This window comes from Steroidobacter sp. (genome assembly GCF_016790065.1).
Classification (GTDB): Bacteria; Pseudomonadota; Gammaproteobacteria; order Steroidobacterales; family Steroidobacteraceae; genus Steroidobacter.
The window spans coordinates 14,619-39,880 of the sequence record NZ_JAEUPY010000569.1 but is presented as its reverse complement, the minus strand read 5'-3'; the positions used below and the strand labels follow the sequence as shown (position 1 = coordinate 39,880).

Annotated in this window: 21 protein-coding genes; 7 read left to right on the top strand and 14 right to left on the bottom strand. The window is 61.6% G+C overall.

Translation table 11 applies throughout. The annotated features are described in order from the left end of the window. Positions 1-825: sensor histidine kinase (locus JNL55_RS23775; protein ID WP_293859994.1), on the top strand; the 825-nt coding region annotated here is incomplete at its 5' end. Here JNL55_RS23775 and manD read toward each other — a convergent pair. Then, positions 815-2,026: a D-mannonate dehydratase ManD gene (gene manD / locus JNL55_RS23770; RefSeq protein WP_293859991.1), complete on the bottom strand. Its 1,212-nt coding sequence runs from the start codon at positions 2,024-2,026 to the stop codon at positions 815-817. The genes JNL55_RS23775 and manD overlap by 11 nt on opposite strands. 134 nt (positions 2,027-2,160) lie before the next feature. After that, a complete protein-coding gene (locus JNL55_RS23765) occupies positions 2,161-2,910 on the bottom strand; it encodes a FadR/GntR family transcriptional regulator (RefSeq protein WP_293859988.1) in 750 nt (249 codons plus the stop codon). A gap of 182 nt (positions 2,911-3,092) precedes the next feature. Between JNL55_RS23765 and JNL55_RS23760 the strand changes: the two genes are divergently transcribed. Then, on the top strand, positions 3,093-3,809 hold the full coding sequence (locus tag JNL55_RS23760; protein ID WP_293859985.1) for a glutamine amidotransferase-related protein: 717 nt from the start codon (positions 3,093-3,095) through the stop codon (positions 3,807-3,809). Here the strand turns inward: JNL55_RS23760 and JNL55_RS23755 are convergent. Genes JNL55_RS23755 through JNL55_RS23745 form a run of 3 tightly spaced genes read right to left on the bottom strand, consistent with a single transcriptional unit; the run spans position 3,793 to position 6,142 of the window. Further along, complete coding sequence (locus tag JNL55_RS23755) at positions 3,793-5,151, bottom strand: sensor histidine kinase (protein WP_293859982.1); 1,359 nt, start codon at positions 5,149-5,151, stop codon at positions 3,793-3,795. The two genes, JNL55_RS23760 and JNL55_RS23755, sit on opposite strands and share 17 nt — an antisense overlap. Further along, on the bottom strand, positions 5,151-5,816 hold the full coding sequence (locus JNL55_RS23750; protein ID WP_293859979.1) for a response regulator transcription factor: 666 nt from the start codon (positions 5,814-5,816) through the stop codon (positions 5,151-5,153). The genes JNL55_RS23755 and JNL55_RS23750 overlap by 1 nt, the downstream gene beginning before the upstream one ends. Further along, a complete protein-coding gene (locus JNL55_RS23745; RefSeq protein WP_293859976.1) occupies positions 5,816-6,142 on the bottom strand; it encodes a PepSY domain-containing protein in 327 nt (108 codons plus the stop codon). The genes JNL55_RS23750 and JNL55_RS23745 overlap by 1 nt, the downstream gene beginning before the upstream one ends. A 169-nt stretch (positions 6,143-6,311) precedes the next feature. On the opposite strand from JNL55_RS23745, the gene JNL55_RS23740 reads away from it, so the two are divergent. Beyond that, the gene (locus JNL55_RS23740; RefSeq protein ID WP_293859972.1) at positions 6,312-6,614 is read left to right on the top strand and encodes a PepSY domain-containing protein; all 303 of its coding nucleotides are present in this window, start codon (positions 6,312-6,314) and stop codon (positions 6,612-6,614) included. Between the two features lie 144 nt (positions 6,615-6,758). On the opposite strand, the gene JNL55_RS23735 is transcribed toward JNL55_RS23740, so the two are convergent. Continuing rightward, the gene (locus JNL55_RS23735; protein ID WP_293859969.1) at positions 6,759-9,098 is read right to left on the bottom strand and encodes an NADP-dependent malic enzyme; all 2,340 of its coding nucleotides are present in this window, start codon (positions 9,096-9,098) and stop codon (positions 6,759-6,761) included. 347 nt (positions 9,099-9,445) lie between these two features. Here JNL55_RS23735 and JNL55_RS23730 point away from each other — a divergent pair, with 347 nt between their 5' ends. Continuing rightward, positions 9,446-9,805, top strand: coding sequence for a hypothetical protein (locus tag JNL55_RS23730; RefSeq protein ID WP_293859966.1), 360 nt, complete (start codon positions 9,446-9,448; stop codon positions 9,803-9,805). Here the strand turns inward: JNL55_RS23730 and JNL55_RS23725 are convergent. The 6 genes from JNL55_RS23725 to JNL55_RS23700 form a co-directional block, all read right to left on the bottom strand. After that, entirely contained in the window at positions 9,771-10,118 is a 348-nt protein-coding gene (locus JNL55_RS23725) for a GFA family protein (protein ID WP_293859963.1), read from the bottom strand. The genes JNL55_RS23730 and JNL55_RS23725 overlap by 35 nt on opposite strands. Positions 10,119-10,156: 38 nt before the next feature. Beyond that, complete coding sequence (locus JNL55_RS23720; protein WP_293859960.1) at positions 10,157-11,782, bottom strand: ATP-dependent DNA ligase; 1,626 nt, start codon at positions 11,780-11,782, stop codon at positions 10,157-10,159. Then, a complete protein-coding gene (locus JNL55_RS23715) occupies positions 11,779-12,786 on the bottom strand; it encodes a ligase-associated DNA damage response exonuclease (protein WP_293859957.1) in 1,008 nt (335 codons plus the stop codon). The genes JNL55_RS23720 and JNL55_RS23715 overlap by 4 nt, the downstream gene beginning before the upstream one ends. Before the next feature lie 19 nt (positions 12,787-12,805). Further along, positions 12,806-14,197: a UdgX family uracil-DNA binding protein gene (locus JNL55_RS23710; RefSeq protein WP_293859954.1), complete on the bottom strand. Its 1,392-nt coding sequence runs from the start codon at positions 14,195-14,197 to the stop codon at positions 12,806-12,808. A gap of 2 nt (positions 14,198-14,199) precedes the next feature. Next, positions 14,200-15,420 (bottom strand): putative DNA modification/repair radical SAM protein, encoded by a 1,221-nt coding sequence (locus JNL55_RS23705; protein ID WP_293859951.1) that lies wholly within the window; start codon positions 15,418-15,420, stop codon positions 14,200-14,202. Between the two features lie 92 nt (positions 15,421-15,512). Then, positions 15,513-15,959 carry an Lrp/AsnC family transcriptional regulator gene (locus tag JNL55_RS23700; protein WP_293859948.1) on the bottom strand — a complete coding sequence of 149 codons (447 nt, stop codon included), beginning with the start codon at positions 15,957-15,959 and terminating at the stop codon, positions 15,513-15,515. 136 nt (positions 15,960-16,095) lie between these two features. Between JNL55_RS23700 and JNL55_RS23695 the strand changes: the two genes are divergently transcribed. Together JNL55_RS23695 and JNL55_RS23690 are read left to right on the top strand one after the other, a co-directional pair. Then, positions 16,096-17,169 carry a saccharopine dehydrogenase family protein gene (locus JNL55_RS23695; RefSeq protein WP_293859945.1) on the top strand — a complete coding sequence of 358 codons (1,074 nt, stop codon included), beginning with the start codon at positions 16,096-16,098 and terminating at the stop codon, positions 17,167-17,169. Between the two features lie 14 nt (positions 17,170-17,183). Next, entirely contained in the window at positions 17,184-18,704 is a 1,521-nt protein-coding gene (locus JNL55_RS23690; protein WP_293859942.1) for an aldehyde dehydrogenase family protein, read from the top strand. Here the strand turns inward: JNL55_RS23690 and JNL55_RS23685 are convergent, their stop codons facing one another. Together JNL55_RS23685 and JNL55_RS23680 are read right to left on the bottom strand one after the other, a co-directional pair. Continuing rightward, on the bottom strand, positions 18,705-19,301 hold the full coding sequence (locus JNL55_RS23685) for a DUF938 domain-containing protein (RefSeq protein ID WP_293859939.1): 597 nt from the start codon (positions 19,299-19,301) through the stop codon (positions 18,705-18,707). A gap of 27 nt (positions 19,302-19,328) precedes the next feature. Beyond that, complete coding sequence (locus JNL55_RS23680; protein ID WP_293859936.1) at positions 19,329-21,251, bottom strand: carboxypeptidase-like regulatory domain-containing protein; 1,923 nt, start codon at positions 21,249-21,251, stop codon at positions 19,329-19,331. Positions 21,252-21,544: 293 nt separating this feature from the next. Here JNL55_RS23680 and JNL55_RS23675 point away from each other — a divergent pair, with 293 nt between their 5' ends. Then, positions 21,545-25,261, top strand: coding sequence for an outer membrane beta-barrel protein (locus tag JNL55_RS23675; protein WP_293859933.1), 3,717 nt, complete (start codon positions 21,545-21,547; stop codon positions 25,259-25,261). The last annotated feature ends 1 nt before the right edge of the window (position 25,262 follow it).

Genomic DNA, 25,262 nt, shown 5'->3' with positions numbered 1-25,262 from the left:
CCGGTGGATCCGACCATCCTGCGTCACAAGACCGAGACATTCATCGCGCTCGATCAACAGCGCAAGAAGCTGGCCGAGCAATTCGAACAGCTGCAGGCAAGCGAAGGTCTGCTGCGCGACGCCGTGCAGGCTCGCGAAGATGTGCTGGCCGTGGTGTCGCACGATATTCGTAACTTTCTGCAGGCCATCAAAGGAGGCGTGCAGATGCTCAGCAAGCCGCCAGAAAAGTTAGGCGCCGAGGCGCGCGCTGCCATTCATTCGCGGCTGTCGAGCACCGTCGACTTGATGAGTCGCGTGATTGCCGATCTGCTGGATATGGCGAGCATTCGGTCCGGAAGCATCGAAGTGAAACAGCGCGCCGAAATCGCCGGGCATTTGATCAACGAGGCGGTGGCGGTTCATGAACCGTTGGCGGAGCAGAAAGGCATTCAGCTCACGGCTCGCTGTGACATTCCCAGCAATGTCGTGCTGTGCGATCGGGAGCGCATCCTGCAGGTGTTTTCCAATCTGCTCGGCAATGCCATCAAGTTCTGCCGGCATGGCGATCGGATCGAAGTGCGCATGCAAAGCGTTGGCGAGGCAGTGCAGGCGTCAGTGATCGACACCGGGCCGGGCATTGCCAGCGACGATCTGCCGCTGGTGTTCGATGCTTACTTTTCAGGCGCCAAGAATCGTCGCAACGGCACAGGGCTGGGGCTGTACATCACCAAGCGCATCGTCGAAGCGCACGCTGGCCGCATTTGGATCGAGAGCGAGCCGGGCAAGGGCACCGCCGTGCATTTCACGCTCGCTCTGTCCAAGGCCGAAGACGCCGTTACCAGTTGAACAGTGTGCCGTCTTCGAGCCGATTGACCGGCAGGCTGGCCGGCCGATAGGGATATTTCGCGGCCAACGCTTCGTCGATATCCACGCCGTGGCCCGGCGCCTCGCCCGGGTGCAGCTCGCCGTCGGCGAACGTGTACGCATGCGGAAACACTGCGTCGGTCTCGGCTGTGTGGCGCATGTATTCCTGAATGCCGAAGTTCGGCACCCACAAATCGAAATGCAACGCCGCGCCCATGCATACCGGCGACAAGTCAGTCGCGCCATGGAAACCGGTTCTCACATTATTCAATTCGGCGAGATGCGCGATGCGGCGCACGTGACTGATACCGCCGGCATGCACGATGGTCGTGCGGATGTAGTCGATCAATTGTTCGTCGAGCAGTTGTTTCGCGTCCCACACCGAGTTGAACACTTCGCCGACGGCCAACGGCGTGGTGGTGTGTTGGCGGATGGTGCGGAAGCCGGCTTGGTTTTCCGCTGGCGTGCAGTCCTCGAGCCAGAACGGGCGGAAGGGTTCCAGATCTTTGCCGAGGCGGCCAGCTTCGAGCGGCGTGAGTCGATGATGCACGTCGTGCAGTAGATGCACGTCCCAACCCAACGTCTCGCGAGCAGCAGCAAACAACTTCGGCACGGTCGGCATGTATTTGACCGTCGACCACAAGTTCTCGGTGGGGCGCGCACTGTCGGCCGGCTCGTAATAAAGCTTGTCCTTGGACACGCCGTAAGTCGACGCGAGACCCGGCACGCCGCTTTGCAGACGAATGGCCTTGTAGCCCAGCTCTTTGTAGTGCTTGGCGGCGGCGAGGGTCTCGTCCAGATCTTTACCGTTGGCGTGGCCGTACACCATCACGCCAGTGCGGCTCGCGCCACCGAGCAGATCGTAGATCGGCATGTTCGCGTTCTTGGCCTTGATGTCCCACAACGCGACGTCCACTGCTGCGATGGCCGTCATCGTGATGGGGCCGCGGCGCCAATACGCGCCACGGTAGAAGTACTGCCAGATGTCTTCGATCTGACGCGCGTCGCGGCCGATCAAACACGGCAGCACGTGATCGGTGAGGTAGCTTGCAACGGCGAGTTCGCGGCCGTTGAGCGTGGCGTCGCCCAAACCGTAAACACCGCTCTTGGTGGTGATTTTGAGCGTGACGAAGTTACGGCCCGGGCAAGTGATGATGACGCGGGCATCGACGATGGTATGCATGGGCAGGGTCGCGGCGGCGGTGCTAAGGATTGGTCATGCCACTCTGGCCTGACCAGTTCCTGATGTCAACGGCCGGATACCCGCGCCTCCCGGCGCTGCGCTTGCAACTGCTTGTTTAGTAAGGGAGTGCGCAGCTACTTGGTCTGGCCGTAGCGCTTGCGTTGCTCGGCGATTTGCTGGCGGGCGCGTTCCAGCTCCTGGATTTCCGTGGCCTTGAGCAGGGCCTCGATCACCCGCGTCAGGTGTTCGCGCATGGCCGAACGCGCTGCCTCGCCATCGCGCTCGCGAAGCGCTTTGAGGATGGCGGTGTGTTCGTCGATGCGCGGCTTGTAGCCGCTGGCGCGCACCTTGATGGTCAGCGAACGATTTTGCGGCGAGCGGGTGCGAGCATCCCAAAGCATTTTGACGACGGCGATCATGCCGCTGTTCTGCGTGGCCGCCGCGATGGCCTCGTGAAAACGCCGATCGGCATCTTCACTGGCGGCGATGTCGTGTTCGTTCTCGGTGCGCATTTCCTCGAGAAGGGTTTCCAGTTCAGCCAACTGCGTATCGTCGATACGCGTGGCGGCTAGTGCGCAGACTTCGCCTTCGATGGAGCGGCGTGCTTCGAGCAATTCGAAAGGGCCGATGTCGGTGGCGCCGGCTTTGCCGCCCGGTGGCTCGGTGTTGGTCACATACACGCCGGAGCCGACGCGCACTTCCACCAAGTTATCCAACTCGAGCGCGATGATCGCTTCGCGAACCGTGGGGCGCGAGACCGAAAACGTTTGTGCCAGCTCGCGTTCCGACGGCAAGCGTTGCCCGACTTTGTATTGGCCGCGCGCGATGCCGCTCGCCAGCTGCTGCGCGATGCGCTCGTACAGTCGCTGTGTTTCTACGGGCATGGGACGGTTCGCTGGCCGGTGCGGGTGAGCCCGATTATTGCTGGCTTGACCAGTTGTCACAAGCCGCGCCGCCGGCAACCGCGGGGCATTCAGGCAATTGGTCAGGCCAATTGAGCGGATGTCGTATCAATAACCGGCGGCGACATTGCTATGCTAGTGGCCCTCGCGGCAGTGGGATCACGATGGACCTGGGCATTCTGGAGACCGGCGCTCCGCCGGCCGATCTGAATCTTCGTTTTGGCTCGTATGGCGACATGTTCCGGCAGATGCTGGGCCCGGACTATCGCTACACTTACTACGACGCGCGTAGCGGCAAGCTACCCGAGGTGGCGCGTCACGACGCCTATCTCATTACCGGCTCCGCATCCGGCGTGTATGACGGTGACCCTTGGATCGCGCCGTTGAAAACATTCATTCAGCAAGCGTCGGGTCGCACTCCCGTGGTGGGCATTTGTTTCGGCCACCAGATCATGGCCGAGGCCTACGGCGGGCGAGTCACCAAATCTCCGAAAGGTTGGGGCGCGGGTTTGCACAGCTATGAAATCAAACGTCGCGCCTCTTGGATGAATGGAGATGGGATGAACGGCGAGGGCGCGCCGACGCTGAGTATCCCGGTGTCACACCAGGATCAGATCATCGACTTGCCGCAGGACGCGACGGTGCTGGCGGCCAGCGAGTTCACTCCCTATGCCGTGCTCGAATATCCGCAGCGGCGTGCGATTTCATTCCAAGGGCATCCGGAGTTTTCGCCGGAGTACGCGACTGCGCTAATCGATTTGCGTCGAGGCACGCGTTATCAGCAGGACTTTGCCGATGGCGCCGTGGCTTCGTTGAAACAGCCCAACGATGCGCAGCGCGTGGCGAGTTGGGTGCGTAACTTTCTTAGCGGTCCGCGCTGACGCCTGGCACCGGCCAGGCGAGCGTGACTTTCAATCCGCCCAGCTCGGAGCGCAGTAACGTGATGGCGCCACGCGTGGCGTCGACCAGATCATGAGCGATGGCCAGGCCCAGGCCATGGCCTGAACCGGCTTCATCGAGTCGGCCGCCTCGCATCAACGCTTCGGCGACTTTTTCCGGACCGATGCCCGGGCCGTCGTCTTCCACCAGCAGCACACCGCCTTCGATGGCTTGACCGGTAATGCGCACGCGCCGACGTGCGTAGCGTGCGGCGTTCTCTACCAAAGCGCCGATGATCTCCAGCAAATCTTCACCGGCCACCGGCAGGCACAGTTCTTCGGGAATATTCACTTCGAACACCAGCTTGGCGCCGAATTCGGTTTTTTCCACCACGCCGACCAGCGATTCGATCAGCGGCAACGCGACGGTCGAATCGCCGCTCGGCGCCGCACGAATCGCGGCTGCGCGACTGCGAGCCAATTCGCCTTCGATGGCCAAGGTGGCGGCGGCGATGGCGCGATCCAGGCCGTCGGCGGCTTCGGTTGCTCCGGCTTCGCGTGCACGACGGCTCTGCGCTGACAAAGCGGCCAGCGGTGTTTTCAGTCCGTGAGCAAGATCGGCGGCGCGTCGACGAGCACGGCCCAGATCTTTTTCGCGGGCATCGGCCAGCTCGTTGATCGCCAGCGTCAGCGGTTCGATCTCGGCGACATGCGCGGCCACCATGCGCTCGCGAGGATTGCGCTTCAGCGTTTCGACCTCGTTACGCACGTGACGTAGCGGCCGGAGGCCAAGTTCGACTTGCACCCACGCGGCCGCCGACAAGATGAACCAGAGGATTGCCAGGAACAGCGCCAGTTCCTGGCCGAATTCCTCGCGCGCTTCATGCAGCGACTTTTGTTCGTGCGCCAGTTGGATGAGCACGTCGGAGTCGCTGCGCTCCGGCCGGATGTAACGTTCGACCAGCAACACTTGCTGATTGAACGGGCCGTCGAGGATGCGATTGCGCCACTCCAGCGAGTCGACGTTCACTGGGTCGGGCAAGTGTTGATCCCACAGCGAACGTGAGTTCAGCGAGCCGCTGGGCGTGGACACTTGCCAATACAAACCGCTGGCGGGTTCGAAGAAGCGCGAATCGCCCGGCTCCTGTTCCAGCGCCGGCGCGCCATTGACCGAGACGGATAGAGCGGCCGCGAGTTGCAGGCCTTCACGAATCAGGTCGGCTTCGATGCGCCGTTCGACATGACGTTCGAACAGCAACGTCATCGCCACCCAGGCGGCGGCCAGCGCCAGGAAGATGGCAATCGCGGCGCTCAGCAATAGCCGAACGCGCAGGGAACGCGGCATCACCCACCGTCACCGGCGAGTAAATAGCCGAAGCCACGGCGTGTTTCGATGACCTGCGGTCCGATCTTGCGACGTAACCGCACCACCAAGGCTTCGATGGCGTTGGAGTCGCCCGGTTCGTCGGCGCCGTACAAATGTTCGGCCAGCTCGCCGGCCGACACGGCGCGGCCCGATTGATGGGCGAGATAGTCGAGGAACCGAAATTCCAATTGCGACAGACGCAGCGGCCGGCCGGCATAGGTGGCCGACATGCGATGTGTATCGAGAACCAGTTCGCCGACTTCGATGGTCGATGAGGCTCGGCCGGCGGCACGGCGCACCAGGCCACGAATGCGTGCGATCAGTTCGCCCATTTCGAAGGGCTTGCCGAGATAGTCGTCGGCGCCGGCTTCGATGCCTGCGACTTTTTCCGTCCAATCGTTGCGAGCCGAAAGAATCAACACTGGGAAAGTGCGCTGCGCGCCACGCCAGCGTTTCAGCACCGACAGGCCGTCGATGCGAGGCAAGCCGAGGTCCAGTACCGCGACGTCGTAATCTTCGACGCTGCCCTTGTACCAGGCATCTTCGCCTTCGCGCGCGATGTCGACGACGAAGCCGGCTCCGGACAACGCTTGCGCCACGTCGTCAGCCACGGCGGTTTCGTCTTCGATCACCAAGGCACGCATCAATCGTCCTCGATTCTGAGCACCTTGCCGGTGCGGGCATCTATTTTCACTTCGCGCACGCGGCCGGTGCTAGTGAGTATTTTTATTTCATAGATCAGCCCGATCTTTTCGTTCTCGAGCTCCACTTTGATCACATCGCCCGGCACTTGCTGGGTGGCGATGGCCAGAATTTTCACCAGCGGCAGCACTTCGCCGCGCTGTAAGGCGTCGCGCACCAGATTGCGCTCGTTCTGTTTGTCTTCCCGCTTGTCGGCCAGGCCCGGGGTGATGCCGAGCCCAAGCGTGCTCAGCAGCAGGATTAGAGTGGCGGCGTGTCTGAATTTCATGGCGCTACTGTGACTGCCAAGACCTGACACCAAGCTGACGCGGAGCGCCGGGCTCACGTCAGCCGAGGCTGCGTAGATTACGTCCCATGGCAACCGGCACTGACCGATTTGGCGGTCTGCCGGTGTCAAGTTTCAGGCAGTTTTACATGGATTACACAGGAGAAGCGACATGACTATGGGAACGAGCGGCGTGCGTGCCGTGGTGTTGGCGAGTGTGGTGACTTTTGCCGGCCTGGCCGGCGCCAGTGCCTGGGCTGACCGGGCTACCACCGGCGTCGTCAGCGTGCCGGCCAATGTGCTGAGCGTGGGCGACATCGAAAACCGCCTGGCCGCCCAGGGCATCAAGGTCAAGGAAATCGAAGTGCACGATCTGCTCGCCGAGGTCGAAGGCTACGATGCCCAGGGCCGCGAGATCGAAGTGGTACTGGACCGTCGCAGCGGCGAAATGCTGTCGCACAAGTACGATCGCTAAGGCTGAGTACTTAAGTGGGATCGCTGAGCCCAACATCGTGGGACGGCAGATCCGGTTCGCGCTAGGGTAGCGTTGTTAGAGGGCGAACCCCGGGGTGCCCCTCCGGTTGCGGAGGGGCATTGCTGGCTCGCAGGTGAGCTCAACTCAGGGTGAAGACAGGCCCACGTTGAGTTGTTTGGCTGCGTTGGCGTGTACCACTGTCAACGCCGCCATGTTCACGATCCGGCGCACCGTCACCGACGGCGTCAATATGTTCACTGGCGCCGCGCAGCCCAGCAGGATCGGGCCGATGGCCACGTTCTGGCCGGCTGCAGTCTTCAACAAGTTATAAGAAATATTAGCGGCGTCCAGGTTCGGCAACACCAGCAGGTTGGCCGAGCCATGCAACGTGGTCTCAGGCAACGCTGCTTTACGAATCGATTCATCCAACGCCGAGTCGCCGTGCATCTCGCCGTCGATGTCCAGGCCCGGCGCATTGGCGCGCACCAGTTCCAACACTCGACGCATCTTCAGTGCCGACGGCGCATCGCTGGTGCCGAAGTTGGAATGTGAAATCAGCGCGACTTTAGGCTCGATGCCGAAATTCCTGACTTCTGCGGCGGCCAGCTGCGTGATCTCTGCCAGCTCTTCGGCAGTGGGGTCGAGATTCACGTGAGTGTCGACGATGAACAGCTGTCGCCCCGGCAACACCAGCGCACTCATCGCGGCGAACACGCTCGTGCCCGGCTTCTTGCCGAGGATGCGGCCGATATATTTCAGATGACGCGCGGTACCGCTGATGGTCCCGCAAATCATGCCGTCGCCTTCGCCCTTCTTCAGCAACATCGACGCGATCAGCGTCGTGCGCCGGCGCAATTCGAGCTTGGCGTACTGCGCCGTGACGCCGTGCCGGCCCATCATGCGGCGATATTCTTCCCAGTACTCGCGATAACGCGGATCGTTTTCCGGGTCGACGTTGATGAAATGTTCGTCGAGCTTCAGGCGCAGGCCGTAATTCTTGATGCGTTTCTCGATGACGCTGCGACGACCGATCAGCACCGGCCGCGCCAATTTTTCGTCGACCAGAATCTGCGCGGCACGCAACACGCGTTCTTCTTCGCCTTCGGCAAACAGAATGCGCGAATTCTCTGGAGCCACGCGACGCGCAGCCGCGAACACCGGCTGCATGAAGGTGCCGCTGTGGTACACGAACTGCTGCAGCTTCTGTTCGTACGCGTCGAAGTCCTTGATGGGGCGCGAGGCCACGCCGCTTTCCATCGCGGCCTTCGCCACCGCTGGTGCGATCTTCACGATCAGTCGCGGATCGAACGGCTTGGGAATGATGTATTGCGGACCGAAGCTTAGATTTTCGGTGTTGTAGGCACTGGCCACGATGTCGTTCTGCTCTTGTCGAGCAAGCTCGGCAATGGCGTGCACCGCTGCGATTTCCATGGAGCGGGTGATGGTGGTTGCACCAACATCGAGCGCGCCCCGGAAAATGTAGGGGAAGCACAAAACGTTGTTCACTTGGTTCGGATAGTCGGTGCGGCCGGTGGCCATCACCGCGTCACTGCGCACCGCGGCCACTTCTTCCGGCAGGATTTCCGGCGTCGGATTGGCCAGCGCGAAAATCAACGGCCGAGGCTTCATGGTCGCCACCATGGGCGGCTTCAACACGCCGCCGGCGGACAAGCCCAGGAATATGTCAGCATCGACGATTACTTCGGCCAGCGTGCGCTGGTCGGTGGGCTGCGCAAAACGCTCCTTCTCCGGATCCATCAACTCCTTGCGGCCGGTGTAGACCGCGCCGGCAAGATCGGTGAGCCACACGTTTTCGCGAGGCAAGCCGATGTCCACCAGCAAGTCGACGCAAGCGAGCGCGGCGGCACCGGCGCCGCTGACGGCGAGCTTCACCGACTTGATGTCCTTGTTGACGACTTGCAAACCGTTCAACACGGCCGCGGCAACGATGATGGCGGTGCCATGTTGATCGTCATGGAACACCGGGATCTTCATGCGCTCGCGCAGCCGGCGTTCGATAATGAAACACTCGGGCGCTTTGATGTCCTCGAGATTGATGCCGCCGAACGTGGGCTCGAGCGCGGCGATCACATCCACCAGGCGGTCGGGATCGTTCACGTCCAGCTCGATGTCGAACACGTCGATGCCGGCAAATTTTTTGAACAGCACCGCTTTGCCTTCCATCACCGGCTTGGCGGCCAGCGGCCCGATGGCACCGAGGCCGAGCACAGCCGTGCCATTCGTGATGACCGCAACCAGATTGCCGCGCGCCGTGTAACGAAAGGCCGCCAATGGATCATCGGCAATGGCTTCGCACGCAGCGGCCACGCCGGGGGAATAGGCAAGCGCCAGATCGCGCTGATTGGTCAGTTGTTTGGTGGCCGTGATGGCCAGTTTTCCGGGCGTCGGCAGCTCGTGATAGTCGAGCGCGGCCTGGCGCAGATTATCGCGTGCGTTAACTGACAAGGAGCTGTCTTGACTCATTTAAGTCGGGCTCGTTACTCGGCCTCATCGCGCCGGGCTCGTGACCCGGGCCAGACGTCGGACCGTATAGATTTGGGGGGCGCCACTTTATTCGATTCACAGCAGCGCTGCATGAAACTTGCTCCGGGGTCTGGAGCCACGAGCCGTGAGCGCCTATCCTATGCCCGCCTACCGGTAAGTAGGTGTTTCAGGTTCTGAGTAATCACACGGACATGACCCCCTCCTGTGAGTTTGTAGCGCCGATCCGGCGGTCGAAAGAAGTCAAGGCAGTTTGCGCGGCCTTACGTGCTCTGGTGGACCGCGGTGAGTTGCGAGCCTTTCACGAAGGCAAGCTTCGCGTTGGCCGAATGCACATCGACCTCGAATGGCCCGACGGCCGGCTCAGCCGGCTGCGTATCGACATCGAGTCCGCAACGCTGACTTTCGCTGGCTTCCTCGAAGCCGGCGCCGGTTCGGCGTTGTATCGGGATTTGAAGGGGTTGCTGCGCGCGGCTCAGGCGCCGAGCCGCGATACTGTTCGCATCGATCCAGCCAGAGCCATGCTGCGTGTCACTGAGCAGGCCGGCACCGTGTCGTTGTCGATCATCGTCACTCGCGGCGAGTACGAGTATTGCGCTCGCCGTTTGATCGAGCTGGCGCGCGAGGCCGTGGCGCTCGCGCCCGAGGCCAGTTTCAGAACGACTTCCCATCCACCGCTTTACGCTTGACCGCGGCCAGGTCGAAGTCTTCCAGGCAACGCACGTTGATGGCGGCCATCTTGCCGCCCTTGGGATTGCTGCCGATGCCATACGGCGCGCAGCCGCAGGTCTTGCAAAAGTGATGATGGATGACGTGCCTGTTGAAGGTGTACACCCGCAGGTTTTCCTCGCCTGAGCGCAGCTGAAACTGTTCGTGCGGCACGAACGTCAGCAAATAACCTTTGCGGCTGCAGTGGGAACAATTGCATTCGATGACTTCATCGAAGCTGCTTTCGAACTCGAATTTCACCAACCCACAATGACAGCTGCCGGTGTATTTCATGATTGCACCCGTTGTACGGTCCACTGATGACGGGAATGTTAGCTGCTTGTCAGCTTGGCGTCAGGAGCGTCGTTGCTGAGCATGGCTTGCAGTTGCGCGAGTGTGTCGGCTTCGGCGGCGGGCTTGTCGGTGCGCCACCGCAAAATGCGCGGGAAGCGCAGCGCGATGCCTGATTTGTGGCGGCCGGACGCGGCGATGCCTTCGTAGGCCAGCTCGAACACCTGGCTGGGTTCCACCGAGCGCACCGGGCCGAACTTTTCCAACGTGTGGGCTCGGATCCAGCGATCCAACTGCTCGACCTCGGGATTGGTCAGTCCGGAATAGGCTTTGGCCACCGGCACCAATTCTTGATCGCGCCACACGCCGAAGGTGTAGTCGGTATACAGATTCGAGCGGCGGCCCTGACCGGGTTGGGCATAAATCATCACGGCATCGAAGCAGTGCGGTTCGATCTTCCATTTCCACCAGGCGCCGCGCTGTCGGCCTGTGCCATACGCGGAGTCGAGCGCTTTCAGCATCAGGCCTTCGACGTTGCGTTGTCGCGAGTCGGCGCGGGCAATAGTGAGTTGCTCCCAGGTCGATGCTGTTACCAACGGCGAAACTTGAAAGATAGGCGAGGCTCGCGACAATAGTTGCTGCAATTGTTCGCGTCGTTCGCGCAGCGGCGCGGCACGCAGGTCCTGACCTTCGAGTTCTAACAAGTCATAGGCCAGAAACTGCACCGGCACTGTCGTCAGGATCGCGGCCGTGAGTTTCTTGCGTCCGATGCGCTGCTGTAACAAGGCGAACGGTTGTACTCGACCGTCCTTCCATGCGACCACTTCGCCATCCAGCACGACACCGTCAGGCAGTGAGCCGGCTGCGTCGATGATTTCAGGAAAGCGCTCGGTGATGCGTTCTTCGCCACGCGACCACAAGTGACATTCGCCGGCGCGACGAATCAGTTGGCCGCGAATGCCATCCCATTTCCATTCCGCTTGCCACGCGTCGCGCTCGCCGAGCTGCGCGGGATCGCCTTCCAACGGCGATGCAAGAAAGAACGGATACGGCACAGCAGGATCGGTCCGCGGACTTTCGGCCGCATGCAGCGCTTGCCAGAACAGCGTGCCTGGTTGCCACTCGCCCATGAGTCGACCGGCGAGTTCGGTGCGCTCGATTCCAGTCACATCAGCCAATGCGCGCGTGACCAGTAGCTGGGAAACGCCGACACGCAGCTCACCCGTGAGCAGCTTGTTCAACAAGAAACATTGCCGATACGGCAGCTCGCGCCACCAGCCAGAGATGGTTTGGCGTTGCAGCTCTTCCGTCGCCTCACGCAGCGGCAGCAATCGATCTTCGATCCAGTCGGCGAGTGCAGTGTCGTCGGTGTTCGCTTCGCTGTGCGCTGTGCCCGCGGTGAGCAATGCGATGGTTTCGGCCAGGTCGCCGACCGAGCTGTAAGACTCGTCGATCAGCCATTCGGGCAGCGCGGCTTCCTCGATCAACCAGCGTTTCAGCATCGCCGGGCCGATGAAACGCTTCAGGCGCCGGCCCGACAATATATAAGTGGCCCACGCCGCGTCGGCCGGCGGTGCCTCGCGAAAATATCGCGCCATGGCCGCGACTTTGAGGTTGGTGGACTGAGTGGTGTCCAGTTCCTCGTAGAGCGCCGCGAAGGCTCTCATTGCTGTTCCTCGTCGCCGTAAGCTGTCGCGAGCGCGCCGGCGTCGATGCCGAGTTCATTTAAATAGCGAGCGAGGGCGTCGGAGTAGCCATGAGTCAGCAAGATTCTTCGGGCACCCGTTTGTTTGATGGTCTCGATGAGGCCCGGCCAGTCCGCATGGTCCGATAGCACGAAACCTCGGTCGTAACCGCGGCGGCGACGATTGCCTCGCACGCGCATCCAGCCGGAACAGAAACCGCTGGAGTGATCCCGGAAACGTCGCATCCACGGCGTGCCGGCGGCGCTCGGCGGAGCGATGATCAAAGCGCCGCTATAGTCCGTCTTGCGCTCGCCGGTGACCGGCATCGTCGGCAACATGTCGACGCCGGCGCGCCGATACACATCGGTGAGCGTGTCTACTGCGCCGTGCAAATAAACCGTCTCATCGGTGAACGCGCGCAGTTCGGACAACACTCGCTGCGCCTTGCCCAATGCATAACAAAAAAGCACCGAAGCCAGGCCGCGCTCTCGATTCGCTTGCCACCAATCGAAGATTTCTTGAACCACCTGGCCAGTGGGTTGCCACTGATACACCGGCAGCGCGAACGTCGCTTCACTGATGAACACGTCGCAGCGTTGCGGTTCGAATGGCGCGCAGGTTGGATCGGGCTGACGTTTGTAGTCGCCCGACACCACCCACACTTGGCCTGCATGCTCGATGCGTAACTGCGCCGAGCCGAGAATGTGGCCGGCGGGATGTAAAGAAATTGTGGTGGAGCCAAGCTGCAATCGCTGGCCATAGCTCACGGGTTCGGGATGATGGTCTGCTCCAAGGCGATGCCGCGCTATGGCCACGCCGGGCTCGGCGACTAAGTAGCGCTTGCTGCCATGACGAAGATGATCGCCATGCGCATGCGTGATGACGGCTGTGTCCACCGGCCGCCAGGGGTCGATGTGAAATCCGCCGGACGGGCAATAAAGGCCGTTCTCGGTGACGGTCACCAGCGGTGGCGGTTGCGCGGACATTGATGATGCAAGCGTGGCATCAGGCAGCGAGTTCCCTGGCTCGGCGCAAATCGCCGATCAGGTGAGCGCGTAGTTGATGAGCGTTCTCAGGGTCGGCGCGCAGAATGGCTGATGGATGATAGGTGCAGACGATTTGAGCGCCGCTGGCGTGGGGGATTTGCAGCTGCCGGGCCGACTCGATGGAGTCGGTCATGCCGGCGACAGCGCGAAGTGCCGAGGCACCGAGCGCCACGATGATGCGAGGTTTGACTTGCGACACTTCGGCGTCGAGCCAGTGATTGCAAGCGGAGACTTCAGATGCATCCGGTCGCTTGTGTAGCCGGCGCTTGCCGCGCGGCTGCCATTTGAAATGTTTGACGGCGTTGGTGATGTACAGCTCGCCGCGTTCTAAACCAGCAGTCTTGAGTGCGTCGTCGAGTACACGGCCGGCAGGACCGACAAACGGACGGCCTCGCAGGTCTTCTTCGTCGCCCGGTTGTTCGCCGACCAGCATGATGGCGGCCGAAGTGGAGCCTTCACCCAGCACGGCCTGAGTCGCGTTACGCCAGATGTCGCAGCGTCGGCAGGCGGTTGGTCCGCCGGAATAGTCGGGCAAATCTGTGAGCGCGCGTTGCATGGCTCGCGCCTTGGTCATTTCCAGATCCATGGCTTCACGCTGACGTAGCGCGAAGCTGGACTGGCCCTCACGCAATAGCGTTTGAATCTCTACTGACTCGGGCAAGTTACGCCAGTAACGCTGCGGCATCTCACGGCGCATGGCCGGCGGATTGATTCGAGATACGTTGCAGATGTTTCGATAGTACGTGCGCCATAGTCCTTCATGCGCATCGGCCTTGGGCAAGCTGGCGCGGTCGGGCGTTTCGACGTACTTCAACTCGCCGTCTTGCCACAGTGCTGTGCCGTCCGGAGTGGCGATCATCCATTCCATGTTCGGGAACCGTTTGCAGAAGAACGGCACACCGAGGCGCAGCACTTCGTGGGTGGGCTCGAACCACGCGTAATATTTCTTGTCGCCTTGCTCGTCCGTCATTTCCCGGAAACGCACGAACGCGTGCATCTTATGGACTTCGCGATTCACTGCGCTGGCCATTTGGGTCGCGCGATGCACGTCTGGGTCGGCGGCGTCTTCCAACAAGCGAGGCTTTTGTAACGAACGCCACGCCAGTCTATACATCAGGTCCCAGCGGCCGGGCTGCCGATAACAAGCCAGGGTCTGCAGCAGCTCGATCAGCTGACGAGAAAGGCGCAGCGGGGTGGCTGCGGGCGTGAGTTCAAACGCGCCGTCACTCGCTAGCGGCTCGAAGCGAACGCTGGAGCGCCACTCCATTTGCTCCGGCGCGATGCTGGCTGAAAGCAGCGGGCGCGCGACATCGCGCCATTGCGCGTAGTCTTGGACGCAAGCCGAGTACATGGTCAGAACAGCGACTGCTGTTGCGGAGATGCCGTCAACGCACGGCGCAGGCCATCGGAACTTACGTCGCTCGACGGCGGCCGATAGTCGACGGTGCACAGAAAATGTCGCGCGCGTTTCAACGTCGCGCCGAGCGTCTTCAAATCTTGATAACGCAGTCGACGATGCCGACGCGAGCTGATGATTCGATCCACCACGCGGACGCCAAGTCCCGGGACTCGCAACAGCAGGTGTCGCTCAGCGGTATTTACGTCGACTGGAAACTGCTGACGATTGGCCAACGCCCAGGTGGTCTTGGGATCGACGTTCAAGTCCAGTTTGCCGCCCGGCATGGCTTGCGCCAGTTCGCCCACCGAGAACTCGTAGTAGCGCATCAGCCAGTCGGCTTGGTACAGCCGATGCTCGCGCATCAGCGGCGGTGCTTGATTCGGCAACCGTGCGGATGAGCGTTGAATCGGGCTGAACGCCGAGTAGTAAATTCGTCGCAACTTGTACGAGCGATACAGCGTGTCCGCGGTTTCGATGATGGCGGCGTCGGTACTGTCGTCGGCGCCCACGATGAGTTGGGTGCTTTGGCCGGCCGGCGAGAAGCGCGGAGCTTTGGCGCCACCGTCGGCCTTCTCATCCAGCTTCAAGCGAATCTCGCCCATGGCGCGCTTGATGGAGACGTCGCTCTTCTCCGGCGCCAGCGTCGTTAGTGCTTCGCGCGTCGGCAGTTCGATGTTGACGCTCAATCGGTCGGCGTAGCGACCGGCGGCTTCCACCAGTTCCGGACTGGCTTCCGGAATGGTCTTCAAATGAATGTAGCCGCGGAACTCGTGTTCCTCGCGCAGTGTGCGGGCGACCATTACCAACTGCTCCATGGTGTAGTCGGCGTTACGAATGATGCCGGAGCTGAGGAACAGGCCTTCGATGTAGTTGCGTCTATAGAAGGAGAGTGTCAGGTCGACCACTTCCTGCGGCGAGAAGCGTGCTCGTGGAATGTCGCTCGAACGGCGGTTGATGCAGTAGAGGCAGTCGTACAGGCAGAAGTTGGTCAGCAGGATCTTGAGCAACGACACGCAACGGCCGTCGGGCGTGTAGCTATGACAGATGCCCATGCCCGTGGTCGAACCCATGCCTTTGCCCGGAGCGGCACTGCGCTTGGGTGCGCCGCTGCTGGCACACGAAGCATCGTACTTGGCAGCGTCCGCCAGAATGGCGAGCTTGGTTTCCAGCTCCATGTCTGGCTGTATATACAGCCGGCGCGCATCGCGCAAGTTGCGCGTTGCCCGTGTCCGGTGAACTCGGGCAGCGCGCTAGGTCCTGGCAGGTTTTAGCGTTCGAACTTGGTCGACAGCACGATGGAGGAGGTGGTGCGCTCGACCCCGTCCAGCTCGCCGATGGCGTCGATCAACTCGTCCATGTCGGTGATGGAGTCGGTGACCGCCAGCGCCATCAGGTCGAAGGCACCGCTCACGGCTTGCAGGATGCGCACGGCCTTGAGCTTGCGGACTTCCCGTTCGACCTGAGCGGCATGCTTGGGTTTGACGGTGATCATGACGTAGGCGTGCACGGCGCCGCGTTCTTGCGCTTCCGACAGCCGCACCGAATAACCGGTGATGACCTTGGAGCGCTCCAACCGCTCGAGCCGGCTCTGCACCGTGGTGCGTGACAGGCCCAGGCTGCGAGCCAGGGCGGCGGTGGAGGCACGGGCGTTCTCGCGCAACAACCCAATGAGTTGTTGATCGACCGAGTCCAAGGCGGGCGGGCGTGGCTTCATGCGAAAACGGACTGACTCTGGCCAAAACGAAGATTTGGGCAAAACGACGAAGGCAACCGACAAAACGCCGAAACATTGCCGACAGCTCGGCGCTTTGGCAATACCGACCGGCGGGCAGCTTGCCGACAATGGCTCCATGAAACACATCGTAGTTGCAGGCGCCGGCAAGATTGGCGTCACCATTGCCGACATGCTCGCCGCCAGCGGCGACTATCGCGTCACCCTGGCAGATCGCGCGGTTGGTCGCTTCGACGGCCTGAATCCTGCCATCGAAACCAAGGCGGTGGACGTTACCGATCCGCGTGCGCTGACCGACTTGCTCAAAGGCAGCTTCGCTGTGCTAAGCGCGGTGCCGTTCAATCTGACCGGCGATATCGCCGTGGCCGCCAAGGAAGTCGGCGCCCACTATCTGGATTTGACCGAAGACGTCGCCACCACGCGCAAAGTGAAGCGCCTGGCCGAAGGCGCGCAGACCGCGTTCATTCCCCAGTGCGGCCTGGCACCTGGCTTCATCACCATTGCCGCTTACGATTTGATTCGTCGCTTCGACACCCTGCACGACGTGCGCATGCGCGTCGGCGCGCTGCCCAAGTTTCCGTCCAATGCGCTCAACTACAACCTGACCTGGAGCACGGAAGGGTTGATCAACGAGTATTGCGAGCCTTGCGAAGCCATCGTCAATGGCGAGCGTCGCGAAGTGCCGCCCATGGAAGAGCTGGAAGAGTTCGCGCTCGACGGCGTGACTTACGAGGCGTTCAACACGTCCGGCGGCCTGGGCTCGCTGTGCGAGACGCTGGGTGGCAAGGTGCGGAATCTGAACTACCGCACGATTCGGTATCCCGGCCATGCGTCGATCATGAAGGCGCTGCTCAACGATTTGCGTCTGCGCGATCGTCGCGATGTGCTCAAGGACATTCTGGAGAATGCGCTGCCGGCGACGCTGCAGGATGTGGTGATTGTGTTCGTCACGGTTAGCGGCAAGCGCAATGGGCAGCTGGTGCAGGACACCTATGCTCACAAGGTCTATAGCGCCGAGATTGGTGGAGTGATGCGGAGCGCGATTCAGATCACGACCGCGGCCGGCATCACGGGCGTGCTCGATCTGTTGGCGACCGGGAAGATTGCGGATCGCGGCTTCATTCGGCAGGAAGACATTGGGTTGGACCTGTTCCTGGCCAATCGCTTCGGCAGCGCCTACGCCCCCCGCTAACTCAGGAATCAATCATGTCTGAATTGAACGTCGTCCAAGATGTCGCTGCGACGCTGGCACGTCTGGGTGTTCCGGCTGAGCGCGTGAAGGGCGGGACTCTGCGGGCGCGGTCGCCTATTAGTGGCGACGTGCTGGGACAGCTACCCGAGTGCTCGGCGCAAGAAGCGGGTGAGCAGATCGAGCGCGCGCATCAGGCCTTCTTGGCTTGGCGTGCGGTGCCGGCGCCGAAGCGCGGCGAGTTGGTGCGCATCTTTGGCGAAGAGTTGCGGGTAGCAAGAGAAGATCTCGGTCGCTTGGTCACGCTGGAAGCGGGAAAAATCCTGTCGGAAGGCCAAGGCGAAGTGCAGGAAATGATCGACATCTGCGATTACGCAGTCGGTCTGTCTCGCCAACTGTGTGGCCTCACGATTGCATCGGAGCGCGCTGAACATCGGTTGATGGAGAACTGGCATCCGCTGGGTGTGGTCGGTGTGATCTCCGCGTTCAACTTCCCGGTCGCAGTGTGGGCCTGGAACGCCGCGTTGGCTCTGGTCTGTGGCAACTCCGTCGTCTGGAAGCCCTCGGAAAAAACGCCGCTCACCGCACTCGCCGTGCAAGCGATCTTCGAGCGTGCAGCGAAGAAGTTCGGCGGCGTGCCGGACGGCCTATCGACGCTGCTGATCGGCGGCCGTGAAATCGGCGAAGTGCTGGTCGATCATCCGCGCGTACCGCTGGTCTCTGCGACGGGCTCGACGCACATGGGGCGCACGGTAGCCCCCAAACTGGCTGCACGTTTCGCGAGAGCCATCCTGGAGCTCGGCGGCAACAATGGTTGCATCGTTTCTCCCACCGCCGATATGAATCTGGCGCTGCGAGGCATCGCATTCGGTGCGATGGGCACGGCCGGCCAGCGCTGCACGTCGCTGCGACGTTTGTTCGTTCACTCCGCCGTGTACAACGACTGCGTGACCCGACTGAAAAAGATTTACGAGTCGGTGGCCATCGGCGACCCGCGACGAGCGGATGTGTTGATCGGCCCGTTGGTGGACAAGCAGTCCTACCAAGCCATGCAGCAGTCCTTGCAGCAGGCCACCGCCATCGGCGGCAAAGTCGTCGGCGGCACGCGCGTTGCTCCGGAATTGGGTGACGATGCGTACTACGTGCGCCCGGCGTTGGTGGAAGTGAACTCGCAGGACGACGTGGTGCGTCGTGAGACCTTCGCGCCCATTCTGTACGTGATGAAGTATGAAAACCTCAACGAAGCCATCCAGCTTCATAACGAGGTGCCGCAGGGCTTGTCGTCCTGCATCTTCACCAACGATTTGCGTGAAGCCGAATATTTCCTGTCCGCGCTGGGTTCGGATTGCGGTATCGCCAACGTCAACATCGGCCCGTCCGGTGCTGAAATCGGCGGAGCCTTCGGCGGCGAAAAGGAAACGGGCGGCGGCCGTGAGGCGGGCTCGGATTGCTGGAAGGGCTACATGCGCCGTGCCACCAATACCATCAACTACGGCTCGCGCCTGCCGCTGGCGCAGGGCGTGAAGTTCGATATCTAACTAAAGACGACGCCACACGAGCAGCCGGTTATTGGCCGGCATCGTGTGGTCCTTGTCCAGTTTGCAACCGATGGCCTGGGCCAGCCGGTCGACCGCCTCGAAATCACGAATCGCGCTCAGCGCCGAGCGCTGTTTCAACCAACCATCGAACTCACGATTACTGTCGCTGGTGTAGTTGCCGCCATAGTTGAAGGGCCCGTAAACGGCCAGTACGCCGCCGGGCTCCAGCACTCCGCCAACCCCGGCGAAGAATTGCTCCACTGCCGACCACGGCATGATGTGCAGCGAGTTGGCCGAGAAGACGGCGTCGAAACTTTGCTCCGGCCAAGCGCCAGTGACATCCAGTGTGAGCGGTGGCGGCAGATTCTCTAACGCGGCTTCATCCAGCCACAGCTGAACCCCCGGCAGATTCTCGGCGACATCGGACGTTTGCCAAATCGCATTCGGCAATGCCGGTGCGAAGTGCACGGCATGCTGACCGGTGCCGCTGCCGATTTCCAAGATGCGCCGCCGGTCGGCAAAGCACTCGCGCAGTACTTCGAGGATGGGCTCGCGGTTGCGCTCGCAGGCGGGCGCGAATGGTTTTTGCGCAGTCATGGGGCGAGTGTACGCCCCGGACATTCGTTAGGGAGCCAACGCCTCGTAGTCGTAGATGCCCAGATAGGTTTGCCGGCGTAGGAAGTCGCCCTGGCTATCGATGCGATAGCGCCAGAGTTCCAGCGAGTAAGTGCGATTGCCGACGCTGACCAGAGGAATGCGCCGGCGCTCCTCGTCCACGAAGCATTGCGGATCGGGGCGTAAACAATTGTAGGTGCCGGTGACCGGCATCCGGGTGCGCTCCGAAACCAGCATGCCGTCGTCGATGTGCCAGAACAGTCCCCACCGGCGCGAATAGTTCACGTCGCGAACCACGGCATTGCCATTGATATCGAGGATCTCGTCTTCGCGCGAGCCGGTGCCGTCGGTATCGAAACGATAACGGAAGCCTTTCACCTCGGCCGGCGCGCCGTACTCGCCGAGCCCCATCCAGTAATGGCGACCGACGGCGTTGTTCGCCGTATAAGCGAACGATCGTTGCAGGTCTGCATGGATCGAGACGGCTGCGCCGACGCTGCGGCGGCCGGATGACAAAGCTAGGTCATAAACCATATCCGTGCTCACGGCATCGACCTGGCGCAGCGAATAGAACTTGCCCACGGAGCCATCGGTGAAGTTCAGCGTGAGCACCTTGCCGCTCGCATCCAGCGCCCAAGTGAACAGCTTGGCGAAGATGCGAGTCGAGCCGGTGCCATCGGCGCGCAGGTCGGCGGTGTCCGGCATGACCGGCGTCGAACCCGACTCGACATCCTGATAATCCGAAGAACCGTCCCAGACCCACAGCGTTCGCGCCGTATTGCGCAGCTGAGCCGCATCGATGGTGCGAGTGTTGGACGGGTCCATGATGGTCCGTGCGACTGTCACAATCTCAGTGCCGCTGCTGGGGCCGCAATCTCGATAGACGATCTGCCGCGATTCCGTGATGGTCAGGATGCGCTCGCTCAGCCATCTGAGCGTTGCGCCCGAGACGTTATATTCCATGTACAGGTCATGCGGGCCGTAGCCGAACTCGGGGCTCGGGCAGGTGCCACGCTCATAGCCGACCATGGACAGCACCGGCGTTGCATAAACGATCTCGATGGCGTCACCCGACACCGTCCAGGTCATGTTGCGATGGAAGAAACGATTGGTGGCTGTGCCGGTGCCGTTGGCATTGAAGTCATAGGCCACGGTGCGATCCAAGCCCATGTAGGCCTCGGCTACGTCGCTGGGCAGCGTAGTGGCGATCAAATTGGCGGGCACTGCCGCCGGCGTGACCGGTTCGATGAGCGTGCTGTCGCTCACCATTTCATTCTGCGTGGCGCTGAAGTTGGGCGGGTCCTGCTGGTAGGCCGCTGCGACCAGTTGCTGGCGCAAGTCGCTGTCGGCGAGCAGGGCACGCAGCGAAGTCTGCCCCGCCGGCAACGGATAGTCGCTGGGTTGATCGACCAGCAATTTGATGGCGGTGGCCAGATTCAATAACTCCTGACTGTCCAGCGACGCGGACAAGCTGGCCACGAGCGCATCGGTGGTGAGAGCCTGGCCGCCGTTGGCTTCTTTCAACAGCACCGCCAGCGCCGTACTCACATTGGTGATTTGCGTGCCGAAGTTTTCGGTGTTGGAAAGCGTCGCGTCGCTGCCGGCTTGAGTCAGCAGCGCCGAGAAGGTGCCGAGCAAACTGCTGAACTCGACATAAGACTGTGCGCCCACGCCCTTGGCCGACAAAGTCACAAAGCCGCTGGTGGCGCTTTGAGCGATGGCGATCTCGAGACTGTAATTGCCGTTGGCGTCGGCGTTGGCGGTGAATGTTTCTCCGCCCACGGTCGCGGTGACGATGGCATTGGAGATGGGCGCGTCGGTGACGGTGCCGGTCAGAGTCAGGCGACTCAGCGCGGGTGGGTTGGGATTGGGATTGCCGCTCGGAGGTGTGGGAGTGCTGCCGCCACCACCACCACCACCGCAACCAGACAAAAACGTCAGCCAAATTACCAAAAAGGTGACTTTACTCGCGCACCCGGCGAGCCGAACAGAATGCATGCAGACCCCGCTACCTATCCGTAAGTTGCTTCGGTGACCCAACCGATTCGAGTTATCGCGGCCGAAGTTGATCAGACTTCCGGTGCCACTGCAAAGTTTAGCGTGTAGTTCGTGGTAAGTGATCAACTCGGAATTGCTACGGACAACCTCTAAGACTGGGTCGTCAACGCCAATTTTCTAAGTCGCGGGGCTACGGCTTACTACCGTCCACCATGACACACACATCAATGACTTCTGTACTGCGCGCGCTGTGCCTCCTTGCACTGTGCGTACTGGCTCCACTCGCATTCGCTCAAGGTCAAAACGGCCAGGTGCTGGATAACGGCAAATTACGCTTCGGCGATGGCGCGCAGAATTCGGTGAACACCGAAGGCAATCTGGAACAACCGTTCTATTACGACCCGGGCATGACCAGTTGGTTTGCGCTGACGTTCTCCAACTATCCGCTCGACAATGCCATCGGCATCGGCGGTAACGGCACCGCGGAGTGGAACATCAACGGCAGCATCGAAGAAAATCCGGCGCTGACCAATCAAGTCATCGACAGTTCCGGCTTCGTGCCGCTGTCGGGCAACGTGGGTTACGGCACGTTGATTTCCACCGGTACCGTGGACATCAACGGCAGTACGCTGACCATGCGTAATACTTACGAGCTGGGTCAGGACAAGGCGTACGTCAAGATCACTACGCGCATCACCAACACCAGCGCGGCTACGGTCAGTAACGTTCGCGTCTGGGTCGGCACGCGCGACGACTTCGTCGGCATGACGGATACACCCACCAAGACTCGCGGCAATTTGGATAGCAACGGATTCGTGGCGCTCACCAACGCCGCCACGCGGGCCGCGGCGATCAGGATCACATCGGGACAGCAAGGCGTGCTGTTCTATTCGTCCTCGACCAAGGCGCACACCTCGGTCAATTCGTGTTGCCAGTTCTCTCAGGCCTATCAGCAGAATCCCGCGACCTCGGCGAATCAGCTGACCAACGACGGCTCGTACGCGCTGTTCGTTCGCATGAGCGATCTGGCCGTCGGCGCCAGCGAAGAATTCACCTGGTATTACGCGGCCGGCGCCATTGCCGATCTGACCACGATCATCGGCGACCTGGCCGGCGAAGTGGTCAATAACGTCAACGTGACGTCGTCCGCCGGCACCGGCGGTACGATCACGCCTGCCAATGTCTCGGTCGTTCCGGGCGCAACCGCTCAGTTCACTGTGACACCGAGCGCGAACTACCACATCGACACCGTGCAAGGTTGTAGCGGTTCGTTGAACGGCAGCACGTACACGACCGGTGCGATTTCCACAACGTGTAATGTCAGTGCCACCTTCGCGCTCAATACTTATCAAGTGACGGCGAGTGCCGCGACTGGCGGCACCATCAGTCCAGCCAACGCGACGGTCACTCATGGTCAAACAACGGCGTTCACCGTCACTCCATCCGCTGGCTACGTGCTCGATGGCGTCACGGGTTGCGGCGGAGCGCTGGCCGGCAATGTTTATACGACAGGCGCAGTCACTGCGGCTTGTGCCGTTACTGCCAACTTCCGTGTGCTGCATACAGTAACTTCAAGCGCTGACTCCGGCGGCACGGTCAGTCCAGCCAGTGTGGAGGTGGCCAACGGCGATGCAGTGACTTTCACACTGACGCCGGCTGTCGGCTACTCGGTCGGCTCGGCCCAGGGCTGCGGCAACGGCACGCTCGACGGCAATGTCTACACCGCTACCAACATCACTGCGGCTTGCGCAGTGGTCGGCATCTTTGTGCCCACGCCGCCATCGTTCACGGTCACGCGGCCGGCCGTGTTCGAAATGAACTCGACAGAGTTGCTCACGGAGTTGCCGGCCACAGCGAAGCCGAGTGCAGTGGATTATCTCGGTGCCGCCGCGACCGTGACGCTACAAGGCGATCAGACCCGCTTTGCTCCGGGCTCGCATACGCTGACTTGGCAGGCAGTGGATTCCCGCGGCACCGTCGGTAACATCGAGCAAACATTGCGGGTGTGGCCGACGGTCTCGTTCGGTCCAGATCTATCCATCGGTGCCCGCGCTGGCAACTTCGATTCGTTCCGAATCGCACTGAACGGCCGCGCGCCGGTGTATCCGTTCTCGGTGCGCTACACCGTGTCTGGCGATTCGCAGGGCACGACGCTGGAGAGCGGCACGGCAGTGTTCGAGAACGGCGAAGTCGAGAAGTCGATTCCATTCGCCGTGCAAACCACGGCAGCCGCCGGTGCTGCCGAACGTACGGTTCAAGTCGCACTCGACGAACAATTGAATCGTGGCAGCACGCGTGCGTTGACGGTGACCTTGACCACGATCAATCAAGCACCGCGCGTGAACTTGCAGATCGGGCAGGGTGGAGAAGAGCGCCGTGTCGCGAGTCGAGATGCTGGTCCGATCACGTTCACAGCCGATGTCACCGATCCCGATACCACCGACACGCACACCGTCGAATGGCGAGCACCAAGCGGGGCGACGTTCACGGTCAGCGGCGACAGCATCGTGGTGCAGCCGGGTAGCCTGACGGCCGGCGTACATCGCTTTGAAGTCATCGTGACTGACAACGGTACGCCGCCGCAGATCACTCGTCGCACGTTCGATGTCGTGGTGCTCGAGACCACGCCGGTCCTGCCGGCCGGTGCGACGCGCTTGTTGGCCAACGGTCTGCCGGATTCGCCGGAGTACGCGCCCGTTGCGCCGAACGTATTGCCTGAGCGAGGTGGCCAGCTGACGCATCACTTGATGGAAGCGGATGCCGGCACGCGTCTGTCACTAGGCGCGTATGCGATGTACCGCGGCGCTTATCAGACGGAATTGCCGGGCACCGCCAGCTCGTTCCAGATTCCGGACGATTCGGTGAGCAACCATGGCGGTTACTTCGACTTCGTCGTCGACGATCTGCCACGCGCCGGCGAGAGCGTCAGCGTCGTGATTCCGCAGCGCGCGCCGATCCCGGCTCAACCTGTGTATCGCAAGTACGATCCGGCGACCCGTCAGTGGCGAACGTTCTTCGAAGACAATGACAATCACGTGGCTTCAGCGCCTGGCTCCGAAGGTTTTTGCCCGCCGACGGCCAGCACGGAATATCGCAACGGCCTGCACGCGGGCGACTGGTGTGTGCGCTTGACCATCAAGGACGGCAGCGTGAACGACGCCGACGGCGCAGTGAATGGCTCGGTGTCCGATCCGGGCGGCGTAGGTGTGCTGTCGAATGTGCAGGTCACTGGTAGAAGCGGCGGCGGTGGCGTCTTCGATCTATGGTTACTCGCCGGCGTTGCGTTCCTGCTGATGCTCAAGACGATGCAACGGCGGCAAGCCATGGCCATGCTTGCGATGTTGGGCCTGGTAGCGAGCCAAGCACGTGCCGCCGATGACGACACCTCGTGGTATGTCGGCGGTCAGTTCGGTTCGGCGCGCAGTTATGTGAGCGCCAATGCCATCGATCGCGCGCTCAACAGCCAGGGTTACCCAGTCTCATCCGAAGTCAGCAAGAAGAGTCGCGAGGCGTGGCGCGTGTACGGCGGCTACGAGTTCACTCGCTGGCTGGCACTCGAGGCGGGTTACAGCGATCTGGGCGATGTAAAGGTCGAGTTCAGCGGGCCAGTTGCCGACGTCGGGCCGTTCCTGGCCGCAGCGAACGCGTTACAGCCGCCTTCCGCCGAAGGTTGGGATATCACCGCGGTGGCGAGGCTGCCCATCGGCTCACGCGCGTCGGCGTATGCACGAGCAGGCGTGTTCATTTGGGATGCTCGCTACGACACTCGCAGCGCCGATGGTCAGCGCGTGCGTCGAGATGACAGTGACTCCAGCTCTATCGCTGGCATCGGCGCACAGGTCCGCGTATTCGATCGCTGGAGTATGGGCGCCGAGTTCACCCGCTACGGCATTGCTGGCGACCACATCGACTTCGGCGGCGTCAGCATGTCGTTCCGTTGGTGAG